The organism is Phycicoccus sp. Soil802, from assembly GCF_001429605.1.
Taxonomy (GTDB): domain Bacteria; phylum Actinomycetota; class Actinomycetes; order Actinomycetales; family Dermatophilaceae; genus Pedococcus.
Genome location: NZ_LMSS01000003.1, coordinates 137,038 through 158,465 on the forward strand (window position 1 = coordinate 137,038; position 21,428 = coordinate 158,465).

A 21,428-nucleotide genomic window follows, 5' to 3' on the forward strand; every position below is an offset into this window, starting at 1 on the left:
GAGGCGCGCTGCTCAGGGGGCGAGCAGGTCGACCACGGCCTCGCCACTGGCCCACGACGCGCCGTACGTGACCACGTGGGTCGCGCCCTGAGGCGGTGACCACCCGGGCCACCCGGTGTCGATGACGACCGTGTCGGGTCGTGCGCGCACGATCTGCTGGACGACGGAGCCCATCCACTGGTGCCGGTGTGGGTCGCGCACCACGACCCACACGGGGCGCCCGGCCGCCGCGGCCAGTCCGGCGCGAACGCCCGCCGCGTCGGTGATCCGCAGCGGTGCGAGCCCGGGCCACCTGCGGGCCACCGCCGTCGTGAGGCCGGAGGGGGTGTCGTCGCCCACGGCGATGTTGCTCGGGGCCACGAGCTCGAGGACGCACGGGCCGGTTGTCGTGGCGACGACGGGGACCGAACCACGGACCCGGAGGGCCCTGGCCGCCGCCGTGCGCCCGGCCGGTGCCGCCCCGGGGACCGGTCGACCCGTCCGGGCCGCCGTGGCCGCGAGGCGCAGCTCGTCGCGCAGCCGCGCCGCGGCGGCCACCCGCTCGCCCGCCTCGGCCAGCCGCTCCAGGGGGAGGCGACCCGACTCGACGGCACCCACGAGTGCCGCGACCACGGTGTCCACGGTCTCGGCGTCGGCGAGTCCTCCGCCGATGCACAACGCGTCGACGCCGGCCAGGACCGCCTGGACCGCCCCCTCCGCCACCCCGAGCGGCCCGGCGACAGCGCCCATCTCGAGGCCGTCCGAGAGCGCCAGGCCCGTGAAGCCGAGTCCGTCGCGCAGGAGGCCGGTCATGATGGCGGGCACCAGCGTGGCGGGACGGGGATCGATGCCCGGGACCCGCACGTGGGCGCTCATGACCGAGGCAGCGCCGGCGGCGAGGGCCGCCCGGAAGGGTACGAGCCAGGGGCTGGTCTCGGGGTCGCCGAGGTCCACCTCGGGGAGGTCGTGGTGGCTGTCCACGCCCGTGTCCCCGTGGCCGGGGAAGTGCTTGGCGCACGCCAGGACGCCGGCCGCCTGCAGCCCGGCCACCCAGGCCCCGGTGTGGCGCGCCACGAGGGCCGGGTCGGCGCCGAAGCTCCGCACCCCGATGACGGGGTTGGCCGCCTCGACGTTGACGTCGGCGTCGGGGGCGTAGTCCAGGTCGATGCCGAGCTCGGCGAGAGCCGCGCCGATCTCGGCCGCCACCGCCTCGGTGAGGGCGGTGTCGTCGACGGCGCCGAGGGCGAGGTTCCCCGGCCACGACGAGCCGGTGGCGTGTTCGAGCCGCGTGACGTCGCCGCCCTCCTCGTCGATCGCCACGAGCGCCGCAGGGTTGGCCGCGTGGATCGCCGCGGTGAGGGTGGCCACCTGCGCAGGCGACTCGATGTTGCGCGCGAACAGCGCCACGCCGCCCAGGCCCTCGGCCAGCCGCTCGAGCAGCCACGACGGAGCGGTCAGCCCGGTGAAGCCGGGCTGGATCACGGCGAGCGCGAGGCGACGCAGGTCCGCGGACCCGAGGTCCACGGCATACCCGATCTCGCTGACGTCGCTCATCCCTTCACCGCCCCCGCGGCGAGCCCGCCCACGGCGCGGCGCTGGAGGATGGCGAACAGGAGGATGACCGGCAGGGTGAACAGCGAGGAGGCGGCCATCGTGGCCCCCCAGTCGGTGCCGAACACGGTCTGGAAGGCCGAGATCCACAGGGGGAGAGTCGCATTCGGCTCCGACTGCATGAGCGCGTTGACGAAGACGAACTCGTTCCAGATCGTGATGAACCCGAACAGCGACGTGGCCATGACCCCCGGCGCCAGCAAGGGGAAGACGATGCGGCGGAAGGCCTGGCCGCGCGAGCAGCCGTCCACCAGGGCGGCCTCCTCGAGCTCGACCGGGACGGCGGCGATGAAGCCGCGCATGGTCCACACGGTGAACGGCAGCACCATCACCATGTAGAGGGGGATCAGCGCCAGCAGGACGTCGAGCCCGCCGGTGTCGCGGTAGACGATGAAGATCGGGATGAGCATGGCCTCCCAGGGGGCGAGCTGCGCGGCCATGATCGTGATGAGGAACGCCTTGCGCCCCTTGAAGAAGTAGCGCGTGCTGGCCCATGCCGAGGCGAGCGCGATGAGCAGGGCGATCACCACCGCGCCGATGGTCAGCACGAGGCTGTTGCGGGCGAAGTGCCAGAACCCCGGGGCCTCGATGGCGGTGCGCAGGTGCTCGAGCGTCGGGGAGTGCGGGATGAACACCGGAGTGCGCGAGACCACGTCGGAGCGCGGCTTGATCGCGGTGACCGCCATCCAGTAGACGGGGAACGCCCAGAGGGCGGCGAGCACGAGGGCGATCGCCGACTGTATGCCGCGTGCGCGGCGGCTGGCCCTCATCGCACCTCCTCGGCGCGCACGGCCGACCGCACGTAGAGCGCGAGCAGGACGAGCAGGATCGCGACCGTCACGACCGATGCCGCGGCGGCCAGGCCGAACTGGCTGCGGGCCAGGCCCTCCTGGTAGATGAGGATCGGCAGCGTCGTCGTCGAGGAGTCCGGGCCGCCTCGGCGCATCGCGTAGACCTGGGTGAAGGCCTTGAAGTCCCAGATCACCTGGAGGAAGGCCAGCACGCCGATCATGGGCCGCACGAGGGGGAAGGTGATGGTCCACCAGCGCTGGCTCGCGGTGGCGCCGTCGATCACGGCAGCCTCGTCGAGCTCCGGGGGGACCGTCGCCAGGGCGGCCGAGATGCTGAAGACCACGAGGGGGACGGCCTGCCAGACGACGAGCAGGCCGGCCACGAGGAAGGTCGAGCGACCCGTCGAGAACCACGAGTGGCCCTCGGTGTCGAGACCGACCCGGGCCAGCAGCCAGTTGACGACGCCGAAGTCGGTGTCGAAGAGCCACTGGAACACGGTGGTCGCCGCGAGCACCGGGGTGGCCCAGGCCAGCACCAGGCTGATCGACAGGACCAGCTTCGGGAAGCGGGGCAGGCGCACCAGCAGGAGGGCCATGAGGACGCCGACCACCATGGTGGTGGCGGCACATGCGGCGGTGAAGAGCACCGACCGGACCACCGCGTCCCAGAAGGCCGGGTCGGCCAGGATCGTCCGGTAGTTGTCGAAGCCGACCCAGACGACGTCGCGGCTGATCAGCTCGCGGAGCGTGACCTTGCGCAGCGACAGCAGGACGTTGTTGACCAACGGCCAGCCCATCAGGGCGGCAAGGGTGAGGACTGTCGGTGCGATCAGCAGCAGCGGCAGGAGGCGGCCCGCGGGACCGCCTCCTCCGGTGGTGCCGCGCCGCCCCCGACGGCGGAGGTGTGCCGGGGGCGGCGCGGCCGTCGGGGGACGGACCGCGGTGGGACTGGTCAGAGCGCGCCGCTCATGCGCTTGGTGATCTCGGCGCTCGCCTTGGTTCCGGCCGCGGCCGGGTCGGTGCCGGTGAGGACCGCGGTCATGTAGTCCTTCACCGGGTTGGCCCCGGCCTCGACCCCTGCCCACCGCGGGTCGACCGGCGTCACGTGGCCGTTCGCTGCCGCGCCAGCCATGATCTTGGCCGTCGGGTCGGTGAGCTTGGAGAGCAGGGCCGTGCGGTTCGGGACCACGTTGGACGCGAGGGCGAGCTCGGTCTGGTACTTCTCACCGGTCATCAGGGCGAGCCAGTCGGCGGCGAGCTTCGGTGAGTCCGAGCCGGCCGAGATGCCGAGGTTGGAGCCACCGAGGAACACCGAGCCGGACTTGTCCGCGCTGCTGCTAGGAATCGGGAAGACCGCGACCTTGCCGTCGAGCTTCTTGTTGGCCCCGACCGCCGAGCCCATCTCCCACGGCAGGCCGATCATCTGCGCGACGTTGCCCTCCGCGAAGACCTCGAACTGCTGGGGGGTGGCCTCGTCGGCGTCCTTGGGTGCCTTCGAGAGCGACTGCAGCTGCTTGTACTTCCCGATCGCCTCGGCCGCGGCCGGGGTGTCGAGGCCGCCCTTCCACGAGTCGCCGTCCTTGACGGCGAGGTCACCGCCGGCGTCCCAGAGCAGGCCGGCGTAGACGTACCAGCTCTGTCCGGGGAGGTAGATGCCCTGGAAGTCCTTGGTGGCGGCGTTGGCCTGGTTGAGCTTGGTGGTGGCCGCGACCCACTCGTCGAAAGTTTTCGGGACGGTGACGCCGGCCTTCTCGAAGAGGTCGGTCCGGTAGATCACGACGCGGTTGGCGGCCAGGAGGGGCGCGCCGTACGTCTTGCCGTCCCAGACCCCGGAGGAGGCCATGCCCTTCGACCACTGGTCGATGCCGAGCTTGGCCTTGTCGGCGTCGAGGTCGAGCAGGGCGCCCGACTGGCTGAACTTGGCGTTCTGCGTGTTGCCCATCTCGATGACGTCCGGCGGGTTGTTGCCGGCCAGGGCGGTGGTGAGCTTGTCCTGGATGCCGTTCCACTCCTGCACCTCGACGGTGACCGTGGCCCCGGGGTGCTGTTTGGCGAGATCGGCGTTGACCGACTGCACGACCTTGTCGGGGACCGACCCGTTCATCAACCAGACCGTCAGGGCGTTCTTCTCCGCCGCGTCACCCGAACCCGACTTGGCGTCGCCGCCGCAGGCACTGAGCGCGAGGGTCAGACCCACCGCCGCCACCAGCGCAGGCGCTGTCCATCGCTGCTTCACTACGTCCTCCTTGAGACAGGCCAGGGGCTTCGTGGCCCACTGGGCAGGTCCTCCGCTGCCGCCACCGTAACAGGCAATAAAGTTTCCGGAAAGAGTCTTGCCCAAAAAGTTCGCGGATGGAACAGTGGGCCCCGTGACGACCGCCTCCACCCGCCAGCCGGCCCTGACCGGCACGCCCAGCCTGATGCGCGAGATGAACGTCCGCGCCGCTCTGGGCCTCCTCGTCGAGCACGGCCCGCTCTCCCGAGCCGAGCTCGCCAGCCTGACCGGCCTGTCCAAGGTCACCACCGGACAGCTGCTCGGACGCCTCGGCGAGCTGGGGCTGGCCGAGATCGTGGGGACCCGCTCCGGCGCACGCGGACCCAACGCCGAGGTGCACGGCATCGTCGCGTCGGCGGCCTACGTCGTGGGGGTGGACGTCGGTCCACGCGAGCTCACGGCATCCACGTGCGACCTGATGGGTCAGGAGGGGCCGCGCGTCACGCTGCGGGTGCCCGCCCGCGGCCCGCTGTCCGACCCCCGCACCGCCGTCGAGGCCGTGGCCGACAAAGCGCTCGAGGCGGCACACGTCTCGCGAAAGCGGTTGCGCGGCTTGGCGATCGGCCTCCCCGGCCTGGTGCAACCGGAGACCGGAGACGTGGGCTTCTCCTTCGACCTGCCTCGATGGAAGGAAGGGGTGCGGGACTCCCTCACGGCCAGCCTGAGCATCCCCGTGACGATCGACAATGACGTCAACCTCGCGGCAGTGGCCGAGCACCGGCACGGTGCGGCCGTGGGCGTGCAGGACTTCGTGCTGCTCTGGGTGGGCCGCGGCATCGGCTCGGCCATCGTCCTCAGCGGAGAGGTCCACCGCGGGGCATCGGGGGCCGCCGGCGAGCTCGGCTACCTCCCCGTCCCAGGCGTGGACCTGCCGCACCACATCAGTCGCAGGGACAAGGGGGCCTTCCAGCGGCTTGCGGGGGAGGAGGCGATCCTCGAGGCCGCGCGGACGTATGGCGTGCGGGCTGCGACCGCACCGGAGGCGCTCGCCGCCGGGGTCCCCGCCCTGCTCGACGACGTGGCGCACCGCTTGGCGGTCGGCGTCGCCGCCGTGTGCGCAGTGGTCGACCCCGGGCTCGTGGTGCTGACCGGCCCGCTCGCGGTGGCCGGCGGCGTCACGTTGTGCGACCGGGTCGCCGAGGCAGTCGCGAGCATCGCGCCGGTGCACCCCAAGGTCGTGCCGACGGGGGTGGCCGACGCCCCGGTGCTGCGCGGAGGGCACCTGGTGGCGCTCGACGCGGTCCGCCAGTTCGTCGCGGCAGGCTGAGCTCGGACCCCACGCGGTTCCACCCCCCCGACGAGAGAGGGATGGGCACGACCCCACGGTATGCCGTGGGGTCACCGTCCGCGCTGCGCAGCGGACCGCGGATGGCCGGCAGGATCAGCTGCCGGCCACCCGCAGGGAGGAGCTCGGGGCTACCGGCCCCAGACGCCGAGGTGCTCCGCGCCGGCTGGCTGGCCGATGAGCGTGGCGATGCTGCTGGGCAGCGGCGCTGCCACAGAACCGGCCTGCCCCTGAGCGGTGCCGGTCAGTGCGCCGGTGGTGCTGACGACCACGGAGCCGTCGTAGTCCAGGCTGCTGGCGTCCTGCCCGGTCCCGGACTGGAATGCGCCCAGCGTCCCGAAGACGTACGGGTTGACGGCCTCGGCGCCGCGGCTCCAGACGGTGAGCCACCCTGGGGTGGTTGCCGAAGCCCGGTTGAACACGTTGCCGTTGCTCGTCACGCCCATCTGCGCAGCGGTGCGGGTGTGGGTGTAGTCCTCGACGCACAGCACGCAGTTGGCGTTGCCGTTGGGCAGCCCGATCACGTTGTTGCGCACGGTGACCGGTCCTACGAGCCAGGTCATCTCCGGGTCGTTGGGGTAACGGTAGTCATCACCGTAGGACGTGTTCGCCGGCGTCCGCGAGTCCTGCACGATGTTGATCGGCCGGGCGTTCCGGACCACCGTGTTGTTGTAGATGTCCACCGTGCTGATGTTGTTCACCTTGATGCCCTCGGCGCCGTTCCCCATGATCAGGTTGTTGGCCACGGTGCCCCGTGCCGAGATCTCCAGGAAGACGCCGGTGGCGGTGTTGTTGTCGAGGTTGCTGTTCAGGATCTTGGTGTCGTACACCGACACGTCAGACCAGTAGCCGTGCCCGAGGTTGTCGGAGATGCTCGAGTCGAGCACCGTCACGCCTCGCGAGCGGCCGGCCTTCATGCCGCCGGACACGGGAGCGCTGTTGAACTGCTCCCAGTTGTTGCCGTCGAACCGGCTGGACACGACGCGGATCCGGTCGGCCGTCGCCGCGTGGACACCGAGCAGACCGGCGCGCAGCACACTGGTGTGGTCGATGACCACGTCGGAGGCGATGACGCCCAGGCCGATCGTCGCGCTGTCCTCGATGCGGACCTGCTCGAGTCGTACCTGCGGCTGCTCGACCGTCACGGCACCGATCTGCCAGATGCTGGGTGCGTACCGGCGCACGCCGATGCCACGGATGGTCGTGCCCGAGGCGCGCACGTTCAGGGCCTTGGCGAGCGTGGTCGCCCGCACGTCGCGGCCGGACGGGTCGGTGCCGATGTAGAGCTGCGACGTCGACTCGTCGAGGAAGAAGGTGCCGGCCACGACGGCCGACCTCGAGGCGACCTGGCGCAGCTGGCTGCCGTCGACGAAGACCTGGTCGGGGTGGGCGGCCATCGGGTGGGCCGGGTTGAGGTACTGCCAGCCCGGCGAGGTGCCGTCGACGTCGCCCTTGCTGAAACCGACGCTGGCGTCGAAGCGGGTCGTCCAGCCGTCGACCCGCCAGGCCGAACCGTCCTGCACCCAGCCTTGGACGGCGCGGGTGCCGTCGAGCCAGGCAGCCTCGCCCGGATAGTTCTGCAGGGTGACGCCCCGCGAGATCGTGACCGTCTCGTGGTAGCTGCCGCCCCGCAGGACGACCGTTCCGCCGTCAGGCGCCAGGGCCAGCGCACGGGCGATGGTCCGCACGGGGGCGCTGGTGGTGCCGGCTGCCGCGTCGTCGCCGCTCGGCGAAGCCACGACCGCACCTGCGGGGACGGCATAGGTGGCGGTGCCGACCGCCGCGGCGCCCGCGCTGTCAGCGGCGCGGCCACCCGCCGGGGCGGGGGCCGTGGTGGTCGTGGAGCTGCTGGTCGCGGTGCTCGACGGGGTCGTGGTGCTCGTCGTCGATGGCACCACGGGCCCCGTGGAGCTGGCGGTCTGGGTCGCCGTGGGGGTCGGGGTGGCCGTCGAGGTGGCCGTCGAGGTGGCGAGGGTGCGGTGCGGCCGGGGCGGCTTGAGCGACTTGGTCTGGGTCGTCGGGCTGCCCGGGCTGGTCCAGGTTCCGGCCAGGGCGGGAGTGGTGACCGTGAGGGCCAGAGCCGCGCAGCCGGCGACCAGGAGAGGTCGGCTGAGGGTGATGCGTCGGGGTGCGCGGTGTCGCGGGCTCGAGTGTCGGGGGGCTGAGTGTCGGGGGGCGGAGTGCCGGGGGCGTGGCGTCGGGGCCGGGGGCCGGGTCACGAGTTGGAGTGTCCTTCCAGGTCTTCCCTGCGAGGCAGTCCCTGCAAGCGGGGGACGTTATCAGTTTGTGATGTACGGAGACGATTTCTCGGCGTGTCGCTGGTTCTCTCGGCGTGTCGCGGGGCCGCACGAGGGCTGACACGCAGTGCCGGCGCTCGTGCGGCCAGTGCAGCGTGAGAGTCAGCGACCCCAGACGCCCAGCCACTTGGAGCCGGCGGTCTGGCCCGACAAGGTGGCGAGGGAGGACGGGAGGCCGACGGCGACGGTGCCCGCCTTGACCTGCGCTGCGCCGGACAGGTGCCCGGTGGACGAGACGGCGTAGAAGCCGTCGTACGCGAGGCTGGTCTTGTCCTGACCGGTGCCTGATCGGTGCGCTGCGAGCGTGCCGTAGACGGCCGGGTTGACGTTGATCGTGCCCCGGCTCCAGACCGTCAGCCAGTCGGGGTCGGCGGTGTCAGCGCGGTTGAACACGTTGCCGTTGCTCGTGACGCCCATCTGCGCGGCAGTCCGGGTGTGGGTGTAGTCCTCGACGCACAGCACGCAGTTGGCACGGGTGTTGGGGATGCCGAGGACGTTGTTGCGCACCGTCACGGGTCCGACCAGCCAGGTCATCTCGGGATCGTTCGGATAGCGCGTGTCGTCGCCGTAGGAGGTGTTGGCCTTGGTGCGCGAGTCCTGGACGATGTTGATCGGCCGGGCGTTGCGGAGCACCGTGTTGTTGTAGATCAGCACGGTGCTCGTGTTGTTGATCTTGATGCCCTCGGCGCCGTTGCCGTCGATGAGGTTGTTGACCACGGTCCCCCGGGCCGAGATCTCGAGGAAGATGCCCGTGGCCGAGTTCTTGATGAAGTTGCTGTTGACCAGCTTGGTGTCGTAGACCGACACGTCCGACCAGTAGCCGTGACCGAGGTTGTGCGAGATCGAGCTGTCCTTGACCAGGACGCCGCGCGACCGCCCGGCCTTCATGCCGCCGGAGACGGGCGCGCTGTTGAACCGCTCCCAGTTGTTGCCGTCCAGCCGGCTGCGGAGCACCTGGATGCGGTCGGCAGTCGCGGCGTGCACGCCGAGGAGGCCGGCGCGCAGGACGCTGGTGCGGTTGATGACGGCGTCCGACGCGATGACGCCGAGGCCGATCGTGGCCGAGTCCTGGATGACCACGTTCTCGATGCGGACACTCGGGCTCTCGACCGTGACCGCCCCGATGTGCCAGATGCTCGGCCCGTAGTTGCGGATGCCGATGCCCCGGACGACGGTGCCGGCGGCGCGGATGCTCATCGCCTTGGCGAGGGTGGTGCCGCGCACGCTGCGACCCGTGGGGTCGCTGCCGATGTAGAGCTTGGACGTCGCGGTGTCGAGGAAGAACTTGCCGGCTGTGACGGCGGCGCGAGAGGCGACCTGGCGCTGCTGCACACCACTGATGAAGACCTGGTCGGGGTGGGCAGCCATCGGGTACGCGGGGTTGACGTACTGCCAACCCGGACCGGTGCCGTCCTTGTCACCCTTGCTGAACCCGACGCTGGCGTCGAACCGCGGCGTCCACTTGTCGTGCCGCCAGGTGGCGCCGTCCTTGACCCAACCGGTCACGCCCACGGATCCGTCGAGCCAGGCAGCTTCCTTCGGGTAGTTCTGGATCGTCACCTTCTTGGTGACCGTGACGGTCTCGTGGTAGGTGCCCTTGCGCAGGACCACGGTGCCGCCGGCCGGGGCGAGGGCGATGGCGCGGGCGATGGTGCGCACCGGCTTCGTGGAGGTGCCGCTGTAGGTGTCGCTGCCGGCGGTCGACACGAAGACCGCGCCCGAGGGGATGGCATAGCCGGCGCTGCCGATGGCCAGGGAACCCGCGGTGTCAGCCGCGCGGGTGGTGGTGGCCGCGGACGCGGGGACGATGCTCCCCAGTCCAGCGGTGGCGGCCAGGGGGACACAGAGCGCCAGCGCGGCGAGGCGGTGAGCCTTCGAGTCGCGCTGGCCACGGTGCCGGGGGGCATACCGATGCAGGGCCTGAGGCCTGTTCACGAGAGGTCCTTCCGGGGGGTCAGTCCCTGCAAGCGGAGGACAATACATGAGCTCATACACAAGAACTAATCCATCTGCATGAGCCGGCGCGGCGTTTTTTGAAGTATCAACCGATCGGCTGATGGGCCTCCAGCACGGGGTTGAGTGGAATACGCTCAACTTTTGAGCCGTTGTCCCGAGTGGAAACTCACCCGAACTCATCCATGAGGAGTAAACGCACGCATGGAGCTGAAGCCGACCACCAAGGTGGCCGAGGCGCTGGCGCTCGCGCAGCGAGCCGCCCAGAGCGCCGGCCACCCCGAGATCACCCCCGACCACCTCACGAGCGCGCTCGTCCAGCTCGACCCGGCCCAGGCCGACGCGCTGCTGCAGGCTGCCGGCACCGGCGCGGCCCACGTGCTCGGCCAGGCTGACGCCCGGCTGCGCGCCCTGCCGACGACCACCGGCGCGACCCAGCCGCCGACCTTCGGTCGGGAGGCGCTGGCCGTGCTCCAGCAGGCTGACACCCTCATGCGCGCCAAGGGCGACACCTACCTCGCCCTCGACCTCCTGCTCCTCGCCCTCGCCGAGACCGGCCACCTGGCCGCTGTCCAGAAGCGCGGGGCCAAGGACATGGAGGCCAAGATCGAGGCGACCCGCGGTGGTCGCACCGTGACCAGCGAGACGCCGGTCGAGGGCGGCGAGGCCCTCGCGACCTACGGCACCGACCTGACCCAGGCGGCGCGGGACGGTCGGCTCGACCCGGTCATCGGGCGCGACTCCGAGATCAGGCGGGTCGTGCAGGTGCTGTCCCGGCGCACCAAGAACAACCCCGTCCTCATCGGCGAGCCCGGCGTCGGCAAGACCGCCGTGGTCGAGGGCCTGGCCCAGCGGATCGTCGACGGCGACGTGCCGGAGTCCCTCCGGGACAAGCGGCTGATCAGCCTGGACCTCGGCGCGATGGTGGCCGGCGCGAAGTACCGCGGCGAGTTCGAGGAGCGACTCAAGGCCGTCCTCGAGGAGATCAAGGACAGCAACGGGCAGGTCGTCACCTTCATCGACGAGCTGCACACCGTCGTCGGTGCCGGCGCGACCGGCGAAGGTGCCATGGATGCCGGCAACATGCTCAAGCCCCTGCTGGCCCGTGGCGAGCTGCGGCTGGTCGGAGCCACCACCCTCGACGAGTACCGCCAGCACATCGAGAAGGATGCTGCCCTCGAGCGGCGCTTCCAGCAGGTCTTCGTCGGCGAGCCCTCGGTCGAGGACACCGTGGCGATCCTGCGCGGCCTCAAGGAGCGCTACGAAGCGCACCACAAGGTGGAGATCGAGGACGCCGCCCTCGTGGCCGCGGCCTCCCTCTCGGACCGGTACATCAGTGGCCGCCAGCTCCCGGACAAGGCGATCGACCTGGTCGACGAGGCCGCCTCCCGGCTTCGGATGGAGATCGACTCGAGCCCGGTCGAGATCGACGAGCTGCGCCGAGCCGTCGACCGCCTCAAGATGGAGGAGCTCCACCTCGAGCGCGAGACCGACGACGCCTCCGTCGAGCGGCTCGCCCGGCTCCGCGAGGACCTGGCCAACCGGTCGGAGGAGCTGGCCGCCCTCAACGCCCGCTGGGAGTCGGAGAAGTCCGGCCTCAACCGGGTCGGTGACCTCAAGACCCAGATCGACGAGGCCAGGACCCGGCTGGAGAAGGCCCGCCGCGAGTACGACTTCGAGACCGCCAGCCGGATCGAGTTCGGTGAGATCCCCGAGCTCGAGAAGGCCCTCGCCCTGGCCAACGAGGACGAGGTGGCCAGCGGGCTGCGCAACGGCGACCTGATGGTCAAGGAGCGGGTCGGCGCCGATGACATCGCGGAGGTCATCTCGGCGTGGACCGGGATCCCCGCCGGGCGGCTCCTGCAGGGCGAGACCGAGAAGCTGCTGTCGATGGAGTCGATCATCGGCTCCCGGCTGATCGGGCAGTCGACCGCTGTCGCGGCGGTGTCCGACGCCGTCCGTCGGTCGCGCGCCGGGCTGGCCGACCCGAACCGGCCGACCGGGTCGTTCCTCTTCCTCGGGCCGACCGGTGTCGGCAAGACCGAGCTCGCCAAGTCGTTGGCCGACTTCCTCTTCGACGACGAGCGCGCCATGGTGCGCATCGACATGAGCGAGTATGCCGAGCGGCACGCGGTCGCGCGCCTCATCGGAGCCCCGCCCGGCTACGTCGGTTACGAGGAGGGCGGCCAGCTCACCGAGGCGGTCCGGCGGCGTCCCTACTCGGTGGTGCTCCTCGACGAGGTCGAGAAGGCGCACCCGGAGACGTTCGACATCCTGCTGCAGGTGCTCGACGACGGCCGGCTCACCGACGGCCAGGGTCGCACGGTCGACTTCCGGAACGTCATCCTCGTGATGACCAGCAACCTCGGCAGCCAGTACCTCGTCGACCCGACGATGGAGGACTCGGCCCGGCGCGACGCGGTGATGGGGGTCGTGCGTGCCAGCTTCAAGCCCGAGTTCCTCAACCGGCTCGACGAGGTCGTCATCTTCGACGCCCTGACGTCCGCCGAGCTGGCCCACATCGTCGAGCTCCAGGTCCGCGAGCTGGCCACCCGGCTGGTCGACCGCCGGATCACCCTGGAGGTCACCGAGGCCGCGCGGGAGTGGCTCGCGATCACCGGCTACGACCCGGCCTACGGGGCGCGTCCGTTGCGCCGGCTGGTCCAGAAGGAGATCGGCGACCGGTTGGCCAAGGCCGTCCTCGGCGGGCAGGTGCGCGACGGTGACACGGTGACCGTCGACCTGGACGAGACCGCGGACACCCTCGTGCTGCGCTGATCCGCCCCCCCGAGATCCCAGCTCTCGCCCTTCCGGACCCCGGAAGCTGCCGAGAGCTGGGATCTCGCGTGTGTGCGGATCTCCCGCGCGGGGTAGTGACCCGGCATGAGCGAACACACGGGTGAGGAAGGCCTCGACAGGCGGCCGGACGGGGTCAGCGACGCGACCGTCGAGGCGGTCGGCAAGGTGAGCGAGGCGTTCGAGGCCATCGAGGAGGTGAGGGGCAGGCTCTACGGCGTGCACCGGCTCACCGGGACCGCAGACCTCGCGCTGGGCGAGGCGTGTGAGCTGCTGCGCGCGGCCGGGCACGGCGGCCTCGCCGAGCAGCTGGAGCGCGAGCTCGTCGGGCGCAACGTGCTGGCCGGCCGCTGGACCTTCCAGGTCGTGGAGGAGTACGACGACGGCTACTACGCCGACTTCAAGCGGCTGGAGAAACAGGTGCGCGACGAGCTGATGCAGGGTCGGCGGCACGTCTACGAGGCCGAGATGAAGGCCGAGCGCCGCACCGATGGTCGTGCTGGTCACGAGGCCACGCCGGACGACGTGGCCTGACCCGCTGGCAGCGGGCACGGTATGCCGCCGGGCCGAGCCCGCGGCATACCCGCTGGTCAGGTGCGGTGTGACCGCTTCTCCGGTTAGGTGGGGGGATGACGCGGATCGGGTTCCATGCCTCGCACGAGCAGGTGAGCCCACGCCAGCTCCTCGCCGACGTGCAGCACGCCGAACGGGCCGGCTTCGCCATGGCGATGTGCTCCGACCACTTCTCGCCGTGGAGCACCCGACAGGGCCACAGCGGGTACACGTGGTCGTGGTTGGGCGCCGCCCTCGCCACGACCGAGCTCTCGCTCGGCTGCGTCACCGCCCCTGGCCAGCGCTACCACCCCGCCGTCCACGCGCAGCGGATCGCGACGCTGGGCCAGATGTTCCCGGGCCGGTTCTGGGTGGCGCTGGGGAGCGGCGAGGCCAGCAACGAGCACATCACCGGTGACCGCTGGCCGCGCAAGGAGGTCCGCACGCAGCGGCTCGAGGAGTGCGTCGACGTCATCCGGCGGATGCTCGCCGGCGAGGAGGTCAGCCACGACGGCCTCGTGACGGTCGACCGCGCCCGGCTGTGGGACCTGCCGGACCCCGTGCCTCTGCTCGTGGGGCCGGCGGTGTCGGTCGACAGTGCCGCACGGGTCGCCGCCTGGGCCGACGGCCTGGTCACGGTCAACCAGCCGGTCGAGACGTTGCGCGACGTGCTCGCGGCCTACCGGGGCGCTGGTGGGCGCGGTCGCACCGCGCTGCAGGTGCATCTGTCCTGGGCCCCGACGGAGGGCGAGGCGCTCGCCGTGGCGCACGACCAGTGGGCCGGCAACGTCTTCGGACCGCCCATCTCGTGGGACCTGGAGACCGCCGAGGCGTTCGACGTGCTCTGGGGCCAGGTCGAGCCGGACGCGGTGCGCTCCGCGGTGCGCGTCTCGGCTGACCTCGCCCAGCACCGCGACTGGCTCGCCGAGTACGCAGACCTGGGCTTCGACGACCTCTACCTGCACCACGTGGGACAGGAGCAGGACGCCTTCATCGAGGCGTTCGGCGAGCACGTCCTTCCCGCCCTGAGCACTGGGAGCTGACCATGCGCGTCACCGACACGAGCGACCAGTGGTGGAAGACCGCGGTCATCTACTGCCTCGACGTCGAGACCTTCTACGACTCCGACGGCGACGGCATCGGCGACCTGGGCGGACTCGCCGAACGGGTGGACTACCTGGCCGAGCTGGGGGTCACCTGCTTGTGGCTGATGCCGTTCTACCCCACGCCCGACCGCGACGACGGCTACGACGTCACCGACCTCTACGGCGTCGACCACCGACTGGGCACCCACGGCCAGCTGGTCGAGGTGATCCGCACTGCGAACGACCGCGGCATCCGCGTCATCGCGGACGTCGTCATCAACCACACCTCCGACCAGCACCCGTGGTTCAAGGCGGCCCGCCGCAGCAAGGACAACCGCTACCGCGACTGGTACGTCTGGCGGTCCGACACCCCACCGGACAGCTCAGACCAGGTGGTCTTCCCCGACAAGGAGGACAGCATCTGGGAGAAGGACCCCAGGACCGGCGAGTGGTACCTGCACCACTTCTACCGCTACCAGCCCGACCTCAACGTCGCGAACCAGGACGTGCGTGACGAGATCGCCAGGACCATGGGCTTCTGGCTGGAGCTCGGGCTCGACGGCTTCCGCGTCGATGCCGTGCCGTTCTTCATCGACGACGTCGAGACCGCCGCGGACGACCCGGCACGACCCGACGTGCCGGCGGACCCGCACCAGTACCTGCGCGACCTGCGCGCGTTCGTCAACCGCCGCAAGGGAAACGCGATCCTGCTGGGCGAGGTCAACCTGCCCCACAAGGACCAGAAGAAGTTCTTCGGCGGCAACGCGGCTGACGAGCTGCACATGATGTTCGACTTCATCGCCATGCAGAACCTCTACCTGTCCCTGGCGCGGGGAGACGCCCGTCCGCTGGCCAGGGCACTGCGCCAGCGGCCCGCCATCGCGCCGTCCTGCCAGTGGGCCACCTTCGTGCGCAACCACGACGAGCTGACCCTCGACAAGCTCACCGACGCCCAGCGACAGGAGGTCTTCGACGCCTTCGGCCCCGAACCGGAGATGCAGATCTACGGTCGCGGTCTCAAGCGGCGGCTGCCCGGGATGCTCGACGGTGACCCCCGGCGACTACGCCTCGTCTACGCCCTGCTCTTCTCCCTGCCGGGGACGCCGACGATCTTCTACGGCGAGGAGCTCGGCATGGGCGAGGACCTCGCCCAGGAAGGCCGGATGGCGGTCCGCACCCCGATGCAGTGGACCTCGGGGCGCAACGGCGGCTTCTCCACCGCGCCGCCCCGCAAGCTGGTCAGCCCGGTCGTGGAAGGCGGGTACGGGCCTGCGCACGTGAACGCGGCCCAACAGCGCCGTGACCCGGAGTCGCACTGGAGCTTCATGCGCGGGCTCATCGCGGCATACCGGACCTGCCCGGAGCTCGGCTGGGGGACCTTCGAGGTGCTCCCGCAACCGGACCACGCCGTCCTCGCGCACCGCTCGGCGTGGGAGGACGCGGCGGTCATCGCGGTGCACAACCTCGGCGCCGAGCCGAGGGAGGTCGCCCTCACCGTGGCCGACGGGGAGGTGCTGCTCGTCGACCTGCTGCAGGCCGGGGAGCAGCGAACCGACGAGCGGGGACGGGTCACCCTGGAGCTGGACGGCTACGGCTTCCGCTGGCTACGCGTGCACCATGGCGACGACGCCCGGCTCCCCTGAGGGAGGCGGGCGCCGCCGACGGGTGGTCCTCAGCCGATCGGGCGCACCACGGACGGCATGACGCCGGTCTCGCCGGTGGAGAACGCCCGCACCCGCAGGTCCGGGCCGCTGACCCGGTCGGCCTCCACGATCAGGCCGTCGCCGACGTAGAGGGCGACGTGGTGGATGCCCGTGGTGGTGCGGCTGGAGCTCGACCAGAAGACCAGGTCCCCGGCACGCAGCTGGGAGATCGGGACGCGTGGCCCGTCGGAGTACTGGCTGCGCGAGGTGCTCGACAGTCGCAGCCCGGCGCCCTTGGCGAAGGCGTACTCCATCAGGCCCGAGCAGTCGAAGCCCACCGTCTGCCGGTCGTCGATGCCGCTGGGGCTGCAGCAGATGCCCCTGGTGGGTCCGCTGTAGCTGCCGCCGCCCCACGAGTACGGGTACTTCCCCGTCATCGACCTCGCGGCCGCGATCGTCGCCTTCACCGCGGCGCTCGGGGTGGGCTCGGGCGGGGTGGTGGTCCCCGGGCACAGCGGCGCGACGAGGCCGTCCGAGCCGGTGCGGATGAAGGCGTCGCTGACGTAGCCGCCGCTCCTGATCCGGTCCCAGATCCGCGTGGTGCCGTAGGTGCCGGTCACCTGCTGCCCGTAGGTCTGGCAGACGATGGTGACGGTCGCCCCGTCGGAGCGCTTGCCGACGGCCTCGGAGGCCGCGGTCGGCGCGGCGCGCACCGTGAGCGCGGGCCCCGGGTTGCCGGTGGTGTTGACGGTGCCGGTGGCCGTGGCCGCGCTCGCGGCGACGGCGCCGACAAGCGGCGCGGCGACCAGAGCTGCGGTCGCGACGGCGGTGGCGATCCTGCGTCGGCGGGTGCTGAGCAGTTGCATGAGAGTCCCCCTCGGGTATGCCGGCTGGTGCCGGTTTCGCCCGAACGCTAGGGCGGGGTGTGGCGTTGCGACCATGGGGAGCGGTCCCCTCCGACTACCCTCGGGGTCATGCGCCTCAAGGGAATCGCCATCGCCGGCACGGCACTCACCTTCGTGGCACTTGCCCTCGTGGGGTGCTCGTCCGGGGAGGACGCCCCGGCCAAGGAGGGGACGCCCACCGAGCAGCTCGCGGCGGCGCGCACCAACCTCGAGAAGAGCCCGGCCGTCACGTTCACGCTGGAGGCCACGGGTCTGCCCGGCAAGGCCATCGGCGTCTCGGGGGCCAAGGGGACCGGGCTCTTCACGCCACCGTCCTTCAAGGGCACGCTCAACGCGACCATCGCCGGGGTGACCGGCACGGTCGACGTGATCGCGGTGGAGCAGGACGTCTACATGAAGTTCTTCACCCCCGGCTACAACAAGATCGACCCGGCGACCTACGGCGCCCCCAACCCCGCCCAGCTCTTCAACAAGGAGACGGGCATCACCAGCCTCATCGGCAAGACCCAGGCGCCCAAGAAGGGCGGCCAGGTGCGCGACGGGTCGGACGTGCTGACCACCTACACGGGCACCGTGCCGGGCACCGCGGTCGCCGACCTGTTCGTCATCGGCGACCGCGCCGGCACGTTCGACGTGACCTACGGCGTCACCGCGGAGAAGCAGCTCCGCACGGTGCTGCTGAAGGGCCCGTTCTACAAGGGGTCGACCTCCACCTACTCCCTGCGGCTCACCAGCCTGGCTCAGCCCGTTGCGATCACCCGCCCCTAGGGCGTTGCTCGCCACGGCCTCCGTGGCGGTGGCGCTGGCCGCGGCCGACACCTATGTCGTGGTGCTCGCCCTGACGGACATGATGACCGGGGTCGGCCTCGGCATCGACGCGCTCCAGAAGGCGACCCCCATCATCTCCGGGTTCCTGCTCGGCTACATCGCCGTGCTGCCGCTGATTGGTCGACTAGCGGATCTCGTTGCGCGGCAACGGATCCTGGTCGCCTGCCTGATGATCTTCGTCGTGGGGTCGGCCATCACGGCGCTGGCCGTCGAGCTGCCGGTGCTGGTGACCGGACGAGTGCTGCAGGGCATCGGTGGTGGGGGTCTGGTGCCCGCAACACTCGCCATCGTGGCCGACCTGTGGCCAGCCGAGCGCCGCGGCACACCGCTGGGTGTCGTGGGCGCCGTGCAGGAGGTCGGCAGTGTCCTCGGGCCGGTCTTCGGCGCCGCGGTCCTGGCGGTCTCCGACTGGCGGATGATCTTCTGGCTCAACGTGGTCGCGGGCCTGGCCCTCGCCGCCGTCGTCGTCGCCGTGGGAGGGCAGCCGCTGCGGCGACCGCGCGGCATACCCGTCGCGCTGGGCGCGCTGGCACTGGTCGTGGGCGGGCTCGCGCTGGCCGCGCCGGCCCGGCTCGCGACGGACGTCACGCTGGGGGTGCCGTTCGTCCCCTTCGGCGACTCGACGTCGCGGGTGCTGACCCCGATCGGGCTGGTGGCGCTGGCCCTGGTCCTGGCCCTCGTGGTGGTGACCGCGCCGAGGTGGTGGGGTCTCCTGCGACGGGCCGACCTGCCCGGCGCGGTCCTGCTCGGCCTGGCCCTGGGCAGCGTCGTCCTCACCTTCGCCGCCAGCGACCCCGAGCGCGAGGTCGTCGGGCCGCTCGGGTTCGCGCTGCTGCCGGTCGGCGCCGTCGCCCTCGGCCTCTACCTCTGGCGGCACCGCACCACCGCCGAGCCGTTGGTCGCGCGTGGCGTCGTCCGCGGCCGGGCCCGCACCTCGCTCGTCGTCAGCCTGATGGTGGGTGCGGCGCTGGTCGCGGTGATCGTCAACGTGCCGGTGCTCGCCCGGCTGACCCTGACCGACTCGCAGACGGTCGCGGCCTTCGTGCTCGTGCGCTTCCTGCTGGCCGTGCCCGTCGGGGCGTTGCTCGGCGGCTGGTCGCTGCGGCGGTGCGGTGACGGGCTGGTCAGTGGCGTGGGGCTGCTGGTGGCCACCGCCGGCCTCCTCGTCATGAGTGGCTGGGAGGACGGCTCGCTCGACGGACCGATGGCCACGGTGGTCCTCGTGCTCGTGGGTCTCGGCATCGGGCTGGCGCTGGCCCCGGTCAACAACGCCGCCCTGGCCGATGCACCGGCCGACGCCCACGGGGTCGCGTCCGCCCTGGTGGTCGTCGCGCGCATGGTCGGGATGGTCGTCGGGCTCGCGCTGCTCACCGCGATCGGGCTGCACCGTTACTACGAGACCGTGGCCGCCCTGCCCGACCAGACCGACACCAAGGCATTGCTGGCGGCCGGCATCGTGCAGGTGCAGACGGTGTTCCTCGGCGCAGCCGTCGCAGCGCTGCTCGGCGCGGTCGCCTCGCTCGGCCTCGGGCTGCGGCGGCGACCGGCGGACGACCACGGTGCGCCGTCCGGCTCGCCACTGAGCACGGCCCGGCTGGGCTGACCCCCACGCTGGTCGTTCGCCGGCGGCGGCAGGTCAGCTTGCAGGTCAGCGGGCCCGGCCGGGGACTGCTGCGGCCAGCACGGACTGGACCGCATCGACGACCTCGTCGGTGGCCTCGTACATCAGCATGTGACCGCGCCCGGGCAGCTCGCGCAGCTCGGCGTGCGGCACCAGCTCCACCAGCCGGTGCGCGTGACGGGGAGGAGTGAGCTTGTCGCGGTCGCCCACGAGCACGAGTGTCGGTATGCCGCGCAGTGCCTCGAGCGCCTCGCTCTCGTCGTGCTCGCCGAGGGCACCGAAGAAGCGGCCCATCGTCGGCAGCGACGTCCTGGCCACCATGTCGCGGGTCAGCTGCACGTGGGCCGGGTCGGGGTCGACGCCGAACAGCAGGCGGCGCTGGCCCCGGACCGTCACGAAGCGTCCAGCGGGGATCCGCGGCAGCCGCGCGGCGACGGCCATGGCCCTCGCCTCGACTGCGCCCAGCCGGTTCTCGAGGTCGTCGGCGCTGGTCGACACCAGCACGACCCCCACCACCCGGGAGCGGAAGTCGTCCGGGTGCAGCCCGGCATACGCCATCACGGTCATGCCGCCCATGGAGTGCCCGCCCAGGACGACGGGCCCGTGCGGGGCCACGACGTCGAGGACGGCGGCGAGGTCGTCGCCCAGCGTCCGCACCGAGGCCGCACCGCGCAGCGGGCTCGACTCGCCGTGCCCGCGCTGGTCATAGGTGACCACCCGCACCCCGGCGTCCACGAGCGGGCCGACGACCGGCAGCCAGGACTCGCGGGTGAGCGTCCAGCCGTGGGCCAGCACGACGGTGGGTCGGTCCTTCGCCCCGGCGTGCTCCTGCACCCGCAGCAGGGTCCCGTCGTCCGTGGCGACGGTGAAGGTGCGGGGGTTCATGCCGCCATTATTACCGACGGTAAGTTCTGGCGACCGCACCGCCCGACCCCGGCCCCCCTCCGCAACCTGAGCACCCTCAGGGGCGCCCAGGGTGCGGGTCGGGGTCAGTCGTCGAGCTGGACCACGACGGGCGCGTGGTCCGAGGCGCCCTTGCCCTTGCGCTCCTCGCGGTCGATGGCCGCCCCGCTGACCCGGTCGGCGAAGGCCGGCGTGCCGAGGATGAAGTCGATCCGCATGCCCCGGCGCTTCTGGAAGGCGAGCCGCGTGTAGTCCCAGTAGGTGAAGGTGCCCGGCTCCGAGGTGTGCGGCCGCACCACGTCGACGAACCCGGTGTCGAGGATCGCCTGGAAGGCGGCCCGCTCACCGGGGGAGACGTGGCTCTTGTCGAGGTAGTACTCCATCGACCAGACGTCCTCGTCCTGCGGCGCGATGTTCCAGTCACCCATGATCGCGGCCGTCTCGCCCGCGTCGACGGACCGCTGCGCGAGGTCGCGCAGGCGGGCCAGCCAGTCGAGCTTGTAGACCATGTGGGGGTCCTCGATCTGGCGGCCGTTCGGCACGTAGACGGAGGTGACCCGGACCCCACCGCAGGTCGCCGTCAGCGCTCGGGCCTCGACGACCGGCGGGTCGCCCCACGCAGGCGCGTCGGCGAACGACGGGGTGACGTCCTCGATGCCGACCCGGGACACGATCGCCACGCCGTTCCAGTGGTTCAGGCCGTGGTGTGCGACCTCGTAGCCGAGGGCCGCCAACCGGTCGAACGGGAACTGCGCGTCGGTGGCCTTGGTCTCCTGGATGGCGAGGACGTCGACGTCACTGCGTTGCAGCCAGGCCTCCACGCGGTCGATGCGGGAGCGGATCGAGTTGACGTTCCAGGTGGCAATACGCACGCAGGCAACCCTATGCGGACCGGCCTACAGTG

Annotated in this window: 16 protein-coding genes; 7 read left to right on the forward strand and 9 right to left on the reverse strand. The window is 71.4% G+C overall.

Translation table 11 applies throughout. The features are described 5' to 3' along the window. Nucleotides 1-12: 12 nt before the first annotated feature. From ASG91_RS07195 to ASG91_RS07210, 4 genes are all read right to left on the reverse strand, one after another. Nucleotides 13-1,533, reverse strand: a complete 1,521-nt coding sequence (locus tag ASG91_RS07195) for a glycoside hydrolase family 3 protein (RefSeq protein WP_082593983.1) — start codon at nt 1,531-1,533, stop codon at nt 13-15. Then, on the reverse strand, nt 1,530-2,360 hold the full coding sequence (locus ASG91_RS07200) for a carbohydrate ABC transporter permease (protein ID WP_056921965.1): 831 nt from the start codon (nt 2,358-2,360) through the stop codon (nt 1,530-1,532). Before ASG91_RS07200 ends, ASG91_RS07195 begins: the two co-directional genes overlap by 4 nt. Continuing rightward, complete coding sequence (locus ASG91_RS07205) at nt 2,357-3,178, reverse strand: carbohydrate ABC transporter permease (protein ID WP_200961255.1); 822 nt, start codon at nt 3,176-3,178, stop codon at nt 2,357-2,359. The genes ASG91_RS07200 and ASG91_RS07205 overlap by 4 nt, the downstream gene beginning before the upstream one ends. A 155-nt stretch (nt 3,179-3,333) precedes the next feature. Continuing rightward, the gene (locus tag ASG91_RS07210; RefSeq protein ID WP_200961256.1) at nt 3,334-4,617 is read right to left on the reverse strand and encodes an extracellular solute-binding protein; all 1,284 of its coding nucleotides are present in this window, start codon (nt 4,615-4,617) and stop codon (nt 3,334-3,336) included. A gap of 133 nt (nt 4,618-4,750) precedes the next feature. On the opposite strand from ASG91_RS07210, the gene ASG91_RS07215 reads away from it, so the two are divergent. Then, nucleotides 4,751-5,923, forward strand: coding sequence for an ROK family protein (locus ASG91_RS07215; RefSeq protein WP_200961257.1), 1,173 nt, complete (start codon nt 4,751-4,753; stop codon nt 5,921-5,923). A gap of 149 nt (nt 5,924-6,072) precedes the next feature. On the opposite strand, the gene ASG91_RS07220 is transcribed toward ASG91_RS07215, so the two are convergent. After that, a complete protein-coding gene (locus ASG91_RS07220; protein ID WP_056921966.1) occupies nt 6,073-8,160 on the reverse strand; it encodes a right-handed parallel beta-helix repeat-containing protein in 2,088 nt (695 codons plus the stop codon). A gap of 180 nt (nt 8,161-8,340) precedes the next feature. Continuing rightward, nucleotides 8,341-10,173 (reverse strand): right-handed parallel beta-helix repeat-containing protein, encoded by a 1,833-nt coding sequence (locus ASG91_RS07225; protein ID WP_056921967.1) that lies wholly within the window; start codon nt 10,171-10,173, stop codon nt 8,341-8,343. A 222-nt stretch (nt 10,174-10,395) separates the two neighbouring features. On the opposite strand from ASG91_RS07225, the gene clpB reads away from it, so the two are divergent. The 4 genes from clpB (at nt 10,396) to ASG91_RS07245 (ending at nt 16,267) form a co-directional block, all read left to right on the forward strand. Next, nucleotides 10,396-12,969 carry an ATP-dependent chaperone ClpB gene (clpB, locus tag ASG91_RS07230; RefSeq protein ID WP_056921968.1) on the forward strand — a complete coding sequence of 858 codons (2,574 nt, stop codon included), beginning with the start codon at nt 10,396-10,398 and terminating at the stop codon, nt 12,967-12,969. Nucleotides 12,970-13,074: 105 nt separating this feature from the next. Next, complete coding sequence (locus tag ASG91_RS07235) at nt 13,075-13,521, forward strand: hypothetical protein (RefSeq protein ID WP_056921969.1); 447 nt, start codon at nt 13,075-13,077, stop codon at nt 13,519-13,521. A gap of 95 nt (nt 13,522-13,616) precedes the next feature. Further along, nucleotides 13,617-14,582, forward strand: coding sequence for a TIGR03885 family FMN-dependent LLM class oxidoreductase (locus tag ASG91_RS07240; RefSeq protein ID WP_056921970.1), 966 nt, complete (start codon nt 13,617-13,619; stop codon nt 14,580-14,582). Nucleotides 14,583-14,584: 2 nt separating this feature from the next. Then, complete coding sequence (locus ASG91_RS07245) at nt 14,585-16,267, forward strand: alpha-amylase family protein (protein WP_056921971.1); 1,683 nt, start codon at nt 14,585-14,587, stop codon at nt 16,265-16,267. A 29-nt stretch (nt 16,268-16,296) separates the two neighbouring features. Here ASG91_RS07245 and ASG91_RS07250 read toward each other — a convergent pair whose 3' ends face one another. After that, nucleotides 16,297-17,133, reverse strand: coding sequence for an NlpC/P60 family protein (locus tag ASG91_RS07250; RefSeq protein ID WP_056921972.1), 837 nt, complete (start codon nt 17,131-17,133; stop codon nt 16,297-16,299). A gap of 108 nt (nt 17,134-17,241) precedes the next feature. Here ASG91_RS07250 and ASG91_RS07255 point away from each other — a divergent pair, with 108 nt between their 5' ends. Together ASG91_RS07255 and ASG91_RS07260 are read left to right on the forward strand one after the other, a co-directional pair. Continuing rightward, the gene (locus ASG91_RS07255; protein WP_056921973.1) at nt 17,242-17,940 is read left to right on the forward strand and encodes an LppX_LprAFG lipoprotein; all 699 of its coding nucleotides are present in this window, start codon (nt 17,242-17,244) and stop codon (nt 17,938-17,940) included. A gap of 4 nt (nt 17,941-17,944) precedes the next feature. Continuing rightward, a complete protein-coding gene (locus ASG91_RS07260; RefSeq protein ID WP_235545464.1) occupies nt 17,945-19,603 on the forward strand; it encodes an MFS transporter in 1,659 nt (552 codons plus the stop codon). Between the two features lie 45 nt (nt 19,604-19,648). Here the strand turns inward: ASG91_RS07260 and ASG91_RS07265 are convergent, their stop codons facing one another. Next, nucleotides 19,649-20,506, reverse strand: a complete 858-nt coding sequence (locus ASG91_RS07265; protein WP_056921975.1) for an alpha/beta fold hydrolase — start codon at nt 20,504-20,506, stop codon at nt 19,649-19,651. A 104-nt stretch (nt 20,507-20,610) separates the two neighbouring features. Continuing rightward, nucleotides 20,611-21,396, reverse strand: coding sequence for an exodeoxyribonuclease III (locus tag ASG91_RS07270; protein WP_056921976.1), 786 nt, complete (start codon nt 21,394-21,396; stop codon nt 20,611-20,613). Nucleotides 21,397-21,428 lie beyond the last annotated feature (32 nt).